Below are 12,815 nucleotides of genomic sequence, written 5' to 3' on the forward strand. Positions count from 1 at the left end.
ACTGTTCGGCCCGATCCCTCGGGGCGATATCGACAATCAACCTTGTGAGCGGCGAGGTCATGGTGCCGCTCCCATGACATTGGCCGGTGTCCGGTCCGCGCCCCCTTCGCCGCAAAGGTGGGCACGCAGCGCGGCCACACATTGATCTGCGTTCTTGTTGTCACGTTTTTGACCGGGGACGATCGTGAGATCGGCAAGTTGATAGAACGGCGAGCGCTCGCTGATCAGCTGCGTGATCTTGTCCTTCCGGTCTTCGGTCTGCAACAGCGGGCGGGCGGTGTCACGACTAAGGCGTTTCCTGATCTCACCTTCGTCGGTGTTGAGCCAGATCGAGACACCCTTCTCCGCGACGCGGTGCCGCGTCTCCTCACGCATGAACGCGCCGCCACCGGTGGCCAGCACCACCGGCCCCCGCTCGAGAAACTGTGCGATTGACCTCGCCTCGAGGTCCCTGAAATACTGCTCCCCTTTGGTTGCAAAAATCTCCGCAATCGGCATGCGAGCCGTCGTCTCGATTTTTTTATCGGTGTCGATGAAGGGCAGCCCCAGTCGACGCGCAAGAAATGGGCCGATGGTGGATTTGCCGGAACCGGGCATGCCGACGAGCACGATCGGCCGGCCGTCGAGGGCAGCGACAACTTCCTTTGCAGTCGGTGATCGCTCGGGCGTCGCGGTCTGTTGGGCAGATCGCAACCCGAGGGTTGCGCCGACGCCAGCTGTCCGCGCCCCTTCGATCGAAAAGTGGGGAATGTTTCTGACACCCTCCGGTATCGCAACTTCTTTGCAGACCTCGCGCACGCGCTGGGTGAGCTGCTCCATCTTACGGGGATCCGGTGCATCGCCTCTGCGCCGTCGCTGGAGTTCCTTGTACGTGTCGTGATTGGCAATTTTGGCCTTGTAGCTGCCCGGCGTATGGAACTCCGCCTCGAATCGGTAGCCATCCGGCGTGGCGAGCACAGTCTTCATGCCGACAAACGTCGGAGCGCTCATCCTGAACCAGTTGGTTGTGCTGATTTCGGCGTAGCCTTGCTCCTCAAACGCCAGAATGCCTTTCGTGAAGGCACGTGCAAAATCCTTGTCGGGCACTTCGAAGACATGGCGCACGGCGCTGCTGATCAGCAGTGAGGCGCCTTCGGGGGCATCATTCACCTCCATGAGTTGGTCTCTGAGGGAGCTTTCCGATCTTAACCGACGGTCGAGATGGGGCATCTTCACATCGATGCCCAACAGCTCAAGGTCCTTGGCAACCTGACGTGCTGCTACAGTGATCTCCTTCTCTTCGGCTGCGGCGCGCGCGACCTCGATTTGGGCGCGCTCTGAAGCCTGCTCGCGAGTTAGCGTCAACGTGATGGCAGAAGCCTCGGCAGGCTGTCGGCCAAAGCCAGGCAGAATCCCTTTCTCCGCAGCAAGATGAATAGAGGCCTCCATGATTGAAGCTGCCAATGTGGGATTGTCCTTCAGATCCTCCAGGGTCGTGTCGACATTGAACCGTCCGTGGTTGAGGGTCGCCGCCATGCTCTTGACATAGGGCACGGACTTCAGGCCTGGCGTCTGCTGCAAGAGCCCCTGGAGCCATTCGCTTTTCTTCATGAAGAGCTGGACACTCGTGTCGGACTTGAAGGCGTCCGTTCCGACCTTGATCCCGAGGCTCAGAAGATTGCTCGCGCTTTGCACGAGGTCATCGGCAATGTAGCCATCCGGCCGCGGAGTGATGCGCGGAGGATAGTGGTCGAGCAAGGACTGGATGCGGTCGCGTGGGTGAGCGGCTGCCGGATAAGTCTCCGCCAGGCTTGGGAAAAGCTCCGCAAGCGCTGGGCTCACAGTCAGTTTGGTGTCGCTCACGCTTTCGGATATTTCGGGCAGCATCTGCTCAGCTGTGCTCGCTGCCCACGCCTCGAGGTCGTTGACGAGCAACTCGGCAATTTCGTGGGCGACTGCATGGTCTGCAAGCTTGATCTCGGGCCTCGCTCTATCGAGCATGTGCTCGACATCCTGGGCGCTCACCTGCTCCTTGGTCAGCAATTGACGGATGTCGCGCTGAAGTTCGTGATGAAACCCCTCGTAAGTTCCAAAAACCGCGCGCTCAGCAAACCAACGCCGTGCTTGATGGGATTGCGCCAGAAAGCTCCGCTGCAGGCCGCTATAAATTTCCAACGCGTTCCGCGTCGCCGCGAGGATCTGGCTGGCACGACTGAATTGGTAATTGTTGCCCTCGATCGCCGGGGTATACGACTTCGGCGGCTTGAGCGAGCGAACTCCGCGAGCTTGTTCCTTCTCATCGAACTGGCGAACATGCTCATACAGCTGCGGCCGATCGCCGATGATAACGACGGTATCCCCGTCGAAGTCGCCGTCGAGCTTTTTCTGCTCGCCGGTCGGGACTGCAACCAACGACCCCGGAGCGAACACTTCGGTCGCCTGCAGGATACCCACACAGTCGACCGGCGTGTCTACGTTTGCACGGTCTTTGCGCTCGGTCCAGCTCGAATGGCACTTGACGTCTTCGGCCGACATCACCAGCCCGCGGTCCGCGTAGTTGGCCGGCCACATCCCATCCGGCACCACGATCAGAATGCCTTTGGCAAAGAAGCTCGGGTCGTGGGCCGCCAGCTCCTCCTGCGACTTCTGGGCGACACTGAAACTGTATTGCATGGCCACGCATCTATCGAGGAATGCCGCAGTCGGATCCCCGTCAGCTGCCGACCTGACTCGCTCGGCGGCGAGTGGGCGCAGGTTAGGCTTGTCATAGGGAGATCGCCCGATCAGCACGCCCCCCGTTCCCGTTAACGTCTCACTCTTGCACTTCGGCACATGGAGGTAATCATCACTGGACGGGACGGCAACGCCACCGGGAGCATCGATGTGGCCTGCCGTCACCATGCGAAACAGCTGCTCGCCTATCAGGCTTTCCCCTCCTCTGCTGTCCAGCCAGCTCTTGGCCTTTTCGCGAGCCTCGTCGGCCACCTGCTCACTGCGCGGATAATGTTGCAACGCCGAGGCAGGAACGGACGATCTCCTTCCCTCACCATAGGCCGGCATTCGATCGGGGCCTTCCTGGGGGCCGGCCCGGCGAATAGCGAGCATACGTTCGGCGAGCGAGGCCTTGATAAAGCCACAGCCATCATGCGGTCGCAAAGCAATCGGGCCTTCCGGTCCAGTCAATTTGAACGGATGCTCCTCGTTGGTAGGGCGGTCTGGCGTCAGCAACAGCTTGAAGGCGCCCTCCAGCGCGTAATCGTGAGGGCCCAGATCCTTGATTGCGGGTGGCGCCGCAAACCCCCTGCGCTGAGTGTACCAATAGGCTTCCTTGAACGGGGCCCAGGCCCGCAACAGCTTCTCGAATGACGTCCCCGGCGCGGTTTCGGCATAGGGAATGGCGAGCAGTTTTCCCCCCGAAGACGGTGCTGCCGGTCCGCCTGGAGTATGGGCGGCGATTTCGAGCACGGTCGGTCTTGGTGCTTTCAACTTGCTGCCGCCGAACAGGTCCATGCGGTACGGCACCCCCTTGTAGGTGAGCGTGCGCGCCAGCATGAGGGCGCTCGGCTTTGCCGGCAGCTGGACGGCGACCACCTCGATCGCGCCTGAGGTCAGCCGATGAAAAACCGAGTATCGTGTCTCGGACTCTGTGGCCAGTGGCCGTCCTTGCATGTCCACCACCGGCAACCGCATCAGACCCGCTTCGCCCTGTGGGGGCCTCGGCTCGTGATCCATGGCTCGCAATACCTCGTGGACATCGAATGTGGACGCAGGATATTTGTCCCGGATCGTTGCCGCGTTTTGCTCGACGAATGTGTCGAGCGCATCGACCGGGCTCTCCGCCTCGATCTGTGCGATCAGGTTCCAGCTCATGTTGGAAAGATCGCCCTGGATGAGGTCGCGCGTGCCGGCCAGGATCTCTTTGGTACCGTGCCGCAGCTCTTGCTGCCTCTTCCGCAAATCGGCCTTCTTGCCCTCGATAACCGGTCGCTTGAACATGTTCGCCAGGACTGCACGAGCCTTGAGCATCTGATAGATCGAGAGGGCAGGATTGCGACTCGCGCGCGGCCCACGGATGCGCTCTGCCGCGCTTGTATTGAAGTGCGCCTCGATCTTTTGCTCCACGACCGGCTGGAGATCGTTCAGCAAGTGGAGAGCCACTCTGCGGTGCCAGCGCAGGTGCGGGCTGCGCGCCAGCGGCACCAGCGCGGCACAGAGATTGCCCATGGTTTCGAGGTTATTCTCAGCGGCAAAACCAGGGGCACGATGCAATTCGTTGAGCCGATCCAACCCGGTCGAGGCGAGCGAGCCAAGATCTTCGAATAGTCGAGCCTTCGCCAAGGCCTTGAAAATGCTGGCGATGGTCCGAACATCGCTCTGCTCCAGCCGATCATTGTCGTAGTGAAGGTGATGGGCCAGCTGATGCAAGCGATCCTTCAGCAGAGCGGTCTCTGTGATCTCGCCCGCCTCCTCTCCTCTCACGATACTTCGCCCCAGGGCATTGGCGATCATGCCGAACTGAGGCGTCGTGAAGGTACCGAAGCGTTGGCCTGCGCGGCCTAGTCCGCGTGCGACATCCACCAGCGCCCGGTGACACGCTGCGTCGTCGGGCCACTTGCTGAAGCCATTTATCAGATGTGCCATTTGCTGCGGCGTGAAATCGGAGAGCGCGCGGCGACCGACCTCACCCGCGATCACGGCCGCGGCTTGGCAAGTGTCCGGGTCTTCCGACCACTTGCTGAATCCGTTCACCAGATTCGCCAGCGCCTGCTGAGTAAAATGGGAGAGTTGATCGCCACGGCGACGGACCTCGCGAGCGATTGCGACCGTCGCTTGGCCCGTGAATGCTTCTTCGGGCCATTTGCTGAAACCGTTCGCCAGGTTCGCCAGCGCCTGCGGGTCAAAACGCAAGAGCTGGGACGGCACCTGACCTGCGATTGCGACGGCAGCCTCGCGACAGCCCACCGCGTCCGGCCATTTGCTGAAGCCGTTCACCAGCTTCGCCAGCTCCTGCGGGTTAAAACGCAAGAGCTGGGACGGCACCTGACCTGCGATTGCGACGGCAGCCTCGCGACAGCCCGCCGCGTCCGGCCATTTGCTGAAACCGTTCACCAGGTTCGCCAGGTGCTGCGGGGCAAAACGCAAGAGCTGGGATGGCACCTGACCCGCGATTGCGACGGCAGCCTCGCGACACTCCACCGCGTCCGGCCATTTGCTGAAACCGTTCACTAGGTTCGTCAGGTGCTGCGGGACAAAACGCAAGAGCTTGGCCGGCACCCTACCTGCGATTGCGACGGCAGCCTCGCGACAGCCCACCACGTCCGGCCATTTGCTGAAACCGTTCACCAGATTCGCCAGCGCCTGCGGATCAAAACGCAAGAGCTGGGACGGCACCTGACCTGCGATTGCGACGGCAGCCTCGCGACAGCCCGCGGCGTCCGGCCATTTGCTGAAACTGTTCACCAGGTTCGCCAGCGCCTGCGGGTCAAAACGCAAGAGCTGGGACGGCACCTGACCTGCGATTGCGACGGCAGCCTCGCGACAGCCCGCCGCGTCCGGCCATTTGCTGAAACCGTTCACCAGATTCGCCAGCGCCTGCGGATCAAAACGCAAGAGCTGGGACGGCACCTGACCTGCGATTGCGACGGCAGCCTCGCGACAGCCCGCGGCGTCCGGCCATTTGCTGAAACTGTTCACCAGGTTCGCCAGCGCCTGCGGGGCAAAACGCGAGAGCTGCGACGGCACCTCACCGGCGATTGCGACGGCAGCCTCGCGACAGCCCGCCGCGTCCGGCCATTTGCTGAAACCGTTCACCAGGTTCGCAAGGTGCTGCAGGTCAAAACGCAAGAGCTTGGCCGGCACCTCACCGGCAATTGCGACGGCAGCCTCGCGACACTCCACCGCGTCCGGCCATTTGCTGAAACCGTTCACCAGATTCGCCAGGTGCTGCGGTTCAAAACGCAAGAGCTTAGACGGCACCTCACCGGCGATTGCGACGGCAGCGTGGCGACAGCTCGCCGCGTCCGGCCATTTGCTGAAACCGTTCACGAGGTTCGCCAGTTCCTGCGGGGCAAAACGCAAGAGCTTTGACGGCACCTCACCGGCGATTGCGACGGCCGCCTCGCGACAGCCCACCGCGTCCGGCCATTTGCTGAAGCCGTTCACCAGGTTCGAAAGCGCCTGCGGAGCAAAACGCGCGAGCTGGGACGGCACCTCACCGGCGATTGCGACGGCAGCCTCGCGACAGTCCGACGCGCCCGGCCATTTGCTGAAACCGTTCACCAGGTTCGAAAGCGCCTGCGGGTCAAAACGCGAGAGCTGGGACGGCACCTCACCGGCGATGGCGACGGCAGCCTCGCGACAGCTCGCCGCCGAGGAATGTCGGCCGAACGATAATGCGAACAGAGAAAGAGCGATGGGATCAATTTGCTTCATAAGCGCCTTGTCGAGGCGCGACATCCGAACCGCTAAGGCCTGGCAAGCTCTTGTGCCGGCCTCCCCTCCAGCTTCCCGGCTCACCACATTGCATGTCGTGGCGTACCCCCACGAGAACCGGATATTTTCCTCCAACTGCGGCACAAATCGAGCATCGAAACGGGCAGCTGCGGTTTGCAGAAAGTCTGATAGATCCTGCCTTCCCAGCTGCTTGCTGTAACGTACAACTGCGCGTGAGAAAACGCTGATGTCGCGAGCGCTGGCGATTTCCCTCAAGGCGGCATTTAGTTCATCCGAACGTCTAGAATGCCTTTCCGGTATTCCAACTTGGACGTTCTGCAGGGCAGCATTGTCGACATGCGACCTTCCGGTTCGGCCGCTTCGGTCAGAGATGGATTGGCCATACGGCGCCAGCCTGCCTGTTTGCGGGCGGTCAGTGGTCCGATCGGCGCGTTGCCGGTCACCATCCGAAGCCGATGGAGTAATTTCCAGATTGGCTGCGCCACGATAAGTTCCACGGGCTCGCTCCGAGCTCCCAGGCTGGAATGGTTGCGCAGGCGCATCGGCGACGTACCACCTTCCTGGTCTGCCACTTCCCTCAGACACGGACTGCGTATCCAGTGGGGGTCTGCTCGCGTGCGAGCTTTCAGCCTCTCGATCGTCGCGCCAGAGCTCCTCGCCACTTTGACGCGAGAAACCCTCATCTCGCCTTGGTCTCCCATGGTACGTTCCATAAGGCCGTTGCAGGCCCGGGGTTTGGACATTCTGGATGCGTCCCCCTTCTGGTCCACCCCCCCCGTGCGACGGGAGAGGGCGTCCTAGCGAGCTTTCCGCCTCTGGATCGTCATGCCGCAGTTCCCCATCAGTTCGCGACGAGCCGGATTCCGGCAAGGAGCGCAAACGACGACGACTTCCACCGATTGCGCCCTGCAGCGCGGCCCCAAGGAGCCGATGTGCGCCGGCGGAGGGAGCGGCAAATCGGCCTGCACCGCTGTCGCGCTGCATGCTGCGAGAATCCGAAGGACCTGAATCCTCAAGCTCGGAACGCATCCGATCCACAATGGAACTGAACGATCGCCCCTCTTCACCAGGAACACAAGCCGGTCCAGCGCTCGAACCGTCAGCGCCTCGACCTTCAGCGGCACCAAATTCCGAAATGGGCGACTTGTCGTCCTCGTCAATGCGTCTCATTATCTTTATCCAATGTACCTGGATGCCCTGCCCTGACGAGTGCGACAGCCACTTGTCGGCTCGACCGCTATCCTCGTGGTCTGATGACTACCGAATGGGTTCGCCGAATCAGCGACCGCCAAACACGCGAAGCTCTTTGAATTGCATGCTCCCCTTTAGGCACAAGAGACTTCGAGCTCGCGGTGAACGCAAGCGGAGCCAAGTACGTCCCTTTTCGCTGCCCATTTGCTGACCGATCGCCGCGATTCCTGCGCCCTTCGATTGCCCATCGGCAACGCGACAGGCGTATTGAAGACTGACAATGATGTGCCCATTCCGATCACCTAGAGGCTGGCTCGCGATCAGTATCGTGTATGGTGCAGTCGAGCGACGGACAGCAAGCGCAACTCCGATTAGGGCCCGCAAACCGAAAGTAGAACATAGTACAAAAGAAAACGGTTGCTTCATTCGTCAGTGCTTTCGCGGGCACGTCTGCGCGGACTGTACAACTTGACGCAGGGTCCGATTCAAGCTCTGCGCTCTATGTCGCGTGAGTGGCACTCCTGAACTTTCGTCGCTCTTCCGTCATAGGCTTTGCGGCGACGCGCACCCGAGCCAAGCTCGACTCTGGAGGCCTCCCAATCCTTGGCGAGACGTTGGCATGGCTCAACCGCTGCCGACGTCTCGCCAAGGATTGGGAGGCTTCCGTCAACGAGCTATGCGGGAAGCTGGGTGATGACGGACTGAGATAGGCGGTCGTCCGTGAAGATCGGCTAAGCAATTGAGCTAGAATCGCATTTGTCGTTGCGGACTGTTTTGCGATTGCAGGATTTTGAAGCTTCGGGCATCGGAACCTTGCAATTTCATTTTCAGGATTCCGTCGAATCGCCAGTCATGATTCCGTCGGCGCATCGGAGGTGGCGATGCGACCGAAGAAGCACAGGACGACGGGATCGGGCGATCTGTTCCGGGCCAGGCTGGACCAAATCATCAATATGAAGCACGAGCTGGTTCAACTCGCCGGCAAGGTCGATAGGGACTGGATCGACGGCGAGATCGCGCCGCTCTATAGCGAGAACGGTCGGCCGGGCATCGCGACCCGCTTCATGATCGGGCTGCTGTTGCTCAAGCACATTTACGGCCTGTCCGATGAGGGGCTGTGCGAGCGCTGGGTCCACGACCCGTATTTCCAATACTTCTCCGGCGAAGAGTTCTTTCAGCACGCGTTCCCGCACGAGCGCTCGGACCTGAGCCACTGGCGCAAGCGGCTCGGCGACAAGCTGGAACTGTTGCTGGCCGAGAGTTTGCGGGTGGCGCACGAGACCGGCGCGTTACGCAGCCAAGACCTCAAGCGGGTCACGGTCGATACCACCGTGCAGCCGAAGGCCATCACCTTCCCGACCGATGCCAAGCTGCTGCACGCGGCGATCAAGGGGCTCAACCGCCTGGCGAGGAAGCACGGGGTCAAGCTGCGACAATCCTATCTTCGCATTGCCAAGACCGCGGCAATGATGGCTTCCCGCTACGCCCATGCCAAGCAATTCAAGCGGCATCAGCGGCAGTTGCGCATCCTGCGTAGCCGACTGGGCCGGATCATCCGCGACATCCGCCGCAAGATCGAAGGGCAGGAAGCGCTCGAGAACGCGTTCGCACTGCCGCTCAGCCGGGCCACGCAGATCCGTTCGCAGCAGCAGCGCCAGCGCGGCTGGAAGCTGTATTCCTTCCATGCTCCGGAGGTGGAGTGCATCGGCAAGGGTAAGGCCAGCGCTCCTTACGAGTTCGGGGTGAAGGCCTCCATCGTCACCAACAACCGCCGTGCTCCTGGGGGCCTGTTCGTGCTGCACGCCAAGGCGCTGCCCGATAACCCCTACGACGGTCACACCTTGCGGGACGCCATCGACCGCACCGAGACACTCACCGGCTGTGCGATCGAGCGCGCCTATGTCGACAAGGGATACCGCGGCCACGACGCGCAAGATCCCCGTCGCGTCTTCATCTCCGGCCAGAAGCGCGGCGTCTTCGGTGTCATCAAGCGCGAGCTGCGCCGCCGCTCCGCCATCGAGCCCATCATCGGACACCTGAAGGCCGAAGGTCACCTCGGCCGCTGCTACCTCAAGGGCCGCCAGGAGACGCCGCCAACGTCGTCCTCTCAGCCATGGGCCACAACTTCCGCCGCATCCTCGCCTGGCTCAGGAAGCTCTTGCGCTTCATCCTGATCGCTCTTTGGCCCGCCTTCGCAACCCCAGTCGCCCTCGACCCCGCTTGTTAACGGACGACTATGTACGCGGCGAGTTTCTGGTCGATCTCATCAAAGGCCAGGCGGATAAGGAAGCGACTACGCGTCTGGCTGACAAGGTCGCGGCGCTGACTGGTATCGACCAAGCGGTCAGTCGTAGGCTCGCCGGTCGCTTCGAAGTCGCCGAGTTCCGCCGCGAGTTCGACCGTAAGAACCGCAAGTTGATCGGCCGGTATGATGCATCTGTGCGTGGCCTCGATCCATATCCGGAGTCCGATTTCCAACTTTCCGGCGATCCCTCTGGCGATACGCTGGTGGCGCCTCTGACCAGCGCCACTGTCGATCTCCTCACACGCAAACTAAGCTGGCGGCCGGACGGCTCCTATGAACTGGGCAACCCCAAGGTCATGGAGGCTTGGGATTTCGGCCGCAGCCCTCCGGAGTCAGTTTCGGAGCTGCGGCAAATCCTGGCAACGGACCGGAACATGAAATTGCTAGTCTAGTCGCGCACGGGCTGTTTGACCTCGCCACGCCGTATTTCGGATCACAAATCGTGCTCGATCAATTGCCGCCATCTGCCTCCACTCCGCGCATCAAACTTGTGGTCTTTCCGGGCGGCCACATGTTCTATTCACGAGACGCCTCGCGGCAAGCTTTTCGCGCGGAAGTCGAAGTGATGATGAAGTAACGCCGCCGACGGACTCGGTAACAAGCAACCTGGCGTTCGCGCAAACATCCACGATTTCTCAAAATGCGGATGGAATCCTAGCCCCGCTCCGATCATCAGACGCCTTCGTCTTCAATCAGGTATGGCTCGAGGCCAGTTTCGTGTGTGAACCAGGTATCTCTCAATGGCTTCCAACATGACCCCGTGTTGTGGAACGTAATCGCAGCGTTCCAAGCACAATGCGGCGCCCGATACCGATGGGAGCAGCTCGTCAGGCGCATGAAAAAAAGTCAACGACTTGGTGTGTCGATTGAGCCCTGGCGACCTCATCTAGAGGGCCGGAAAGATCGTGCGTGATGGTCGGTACACTGGAACTACCAGTGGCTGGTCACAGTGATTTTGACGGCTTGATATCGAGCCAGCTTAGGATCGGCAATTTTTCTGGCGGCAAAAGGAGCGGCTCGTTCAGATCATGGGAACCGCAGCGCCCAGCGAGCTGTGCAAATGTTAACGACGTGCAGGACATCGTCCCCGGCGCGATGATGAAGTAGGCGCCGCTCCCTGTATCACCTTTCGACCTCGGGAACGCGATCGTTCCCGAGGTGTTGCGTTCAGCGATCGTCGACGATGCATTTCGACCAGAAAAGATCGCTCCGAGAAAATGTCTCAAGCGTTATCTGCTTTTACGTAGCTGCGCCGGGCGCGCAAACGTTTGGTAAGGAGAAGGCAGTTCTCCTGCACTCATTTTGTTCTCGAATCTCGAGCGGTCGAATCTTACTTGCGCATCATCGTCGACGTGATTTCAGCCGCGCAGGAACAAACCACGCATTTCGTTTTGAAGAAGAGAATACCGCTTTCCCGGACTGGGCAAAAAAGAGTTTGGCTTGGACTCGCTCGCCCGCAATTTCTCTGAGACACTTGATCGTCAGCCGATGGTGCTTGCGAGGGGAAATTCTAATGATTTGCACCGACGTCTTCGACGAAATCAACGCCTGCGCATTGCGAACGTCGTGTCGCACGATCTGCTGTTGACGCACTGGTCGTGCGTCGCGGATCGGAATTGCTGACCGCTCCGACCTTTCAAAAACATCCGAACTGACAAATTGTCAGTCGGTCATTTACCAACCCGCTGTCCCGCGCAGCGTGAATGCATCCTGCTGCCACCTCCCGTGGCGCGCGTCGTCACATCCCAACCGAATGAGGACATTCGAATGACCGCCAGCAATGATCCGATCAAGTTCGCCTATTGGGTGCCCAACGTCTCGGGCGGCTTGGTCATCAGCAAGATCGAGCAGCGAACCGGCTGGGACATCGACTACAACCGCCGCCTGGCGCAGATCGCAGAGCAGAGCGGCTTCGACTATGCGCTGAGCCAGATCCGCTTCACCGCCGGCTACGGCGCCGAGTTCCAGCACGAGCCGGTCGCCTTCAGCCACGCTTTGCTCGCCGCAACCACTAAGCTGAAGGTGATCGCGGCGCTGCTGCCCGGACCGTGGAATCCGGCGGTCGCAGCCAAGCAGATCGCGACCATCAGCCAGCTCACCGAGGGCCGCGTTGCCGTCAACATCGTCAGCGGCTGGTTCCGCGGCGAGTTCACCGCGATCGGCGAGCCCTGGCTCGATCACGACGAGCGCTACCGCCGTTCCGAGGAATTCATCCGCGCGCTGCGCGGAATCTGGACCCAGGACAATTTCACGTTCCGTGGCGATTTCTACCGCTTCTCCGACTACACGCTGAAGCCGAAACCTGCGCATCCATTGCCCGAGATTTTCCAGGGCGGCAGCTCGCGCGCCGCGCGCGACATGGCCGCGCGGGTGTCGGACTGGTACTTCACCAACGGCAATTCGGTGGCGGAGATCAAGAAGCAGGTCGACGACATCAGGGCGAAGGCGCGCGCCAACAATCACTCGGTCAAGATCGGCGTCAATGCCTTTGCCATCGGGCGCGATAGCGAGGTCGAGGCCCGCGCCGTGCTCGACGAGATCATCGTCAAGGCCGATCCGGAGGCGGTCAATGCGTTCGGACATGAGGTGAAGAATGCCGGCAAGGCTTCGCCGGAGGGCCAGGGCAATTGGGCGCAATCCAGCTTCGAGGATCTCGTCCAGTACAATGACGGCTTCAAGACCAATCTGATCGGCACGCCGGAACAGATCGCCGAGCGCATCGTCGCGCTCAAGGAGGTCGGCGTCGATCTCGTGCTGCTCGGCTTCCTGCACTTCCAGGAGGAGGTCGAATATTTCGGCCGCCGGGTCATTCCGCTGGTCCGTGCGCTGGAGGCGAAAACCGCCGCGCACGCCCAGGCCGCCGAATGATAGGGAGCCTTTCGACGTG

4 protein-coding genes and 2 pseudogenes are annotated in these 12,815 nt (G+C 61.0%); 3 read left to right on the forward strand and 3 right to left on the reverse strand.

Annotation, left to right across the window (positions count from 1 at the left end):
- Positions 1-57 precede the first annotated feature (57 nt).
- The gene (locus ACVMB1_RS00005; RefSeq protein WP_456847794.1) at positions 58-6,435 is read right to left on the reverse strand and encodes a shikimate kinase; all 6,378 of its coding nucleotides are present in this window, start codon (positions 6,433-6,435) and stop codon (positions 58-60) included.
- 260 nt (positions 6,436-6,695) lie between these two features.
- Positions 6,696-6,929, reverse strand: a complete 234-nt coding sequence (locus ACVMB1_RS00010) for a hypothetical protein (protein ID WP_141713294.1) — start codon at positions 6,927-6,929, stop codon at positions 6,696-6,698.
- A gap of 1,575 nt (positions 6,930-8,504) precedes the next feature.
- On the opposite strand from ACVMB1_RS00010, the pseudogene ACVMB1_RS00015 reads away from it, so the two are divergent.
- Both ACVMB1_RS00015 and ACVMB1_RS00020 read left to right on the forward strand, forming a co-directional pair.
- Positions 8,505-9,850, forward strand: a pseudogene (locus ACVMB1_RS00015) (IS5 family transposase).
- 8 nt (positions 9,851-9,858) lie between these two features.
- Positions 9,859-10,505 (forward strand): annotated as a pseudogene (locus tag ACVMB1_RS00020) (peptidase S10); the annotation flags it as partial.
- A 367-nt stretch (positions 10,506-10,872) separates the two neighbouring features.
- On the opposite strand, the gene ACVMB1_RS00025 reads toward ACVMB1_RS00020, so the two are convergent.
- Positions 10,873-11,154: a hypothetical protein gene (locus tag ACVMB1_RS00025; protein WP_141713299.1), complete on the reverse strand. Its 282-nt coding sequence runs from the start codon at positions 11,152-11,154 to the stop codon at positions 10,873-10,875.
- 541 nt (positions 11,155-11,695) lie between these two features.
- Between ACVMB1_RS00025 and sfnG the strand changes: the two genes are divergently transcribed.
- Complete coding sequence (sfnG, locus tag ACVMB1_RS00030; protein ID WP_069276313.1) at positions 11,696-12,796, forward strand: dimethylsulfone monooxygenase SfnG; 1,101 nt, start codon at positions 11,696-11,698, stop codon at positions 12,794-12,796.
- The last annotated feature ends 19 nt before the right edge of the window (positions 12,797-12,815 follow it).

This window comes from Bradyrhizobium sp. USDA 4504 (assembly GCF_054063995.1).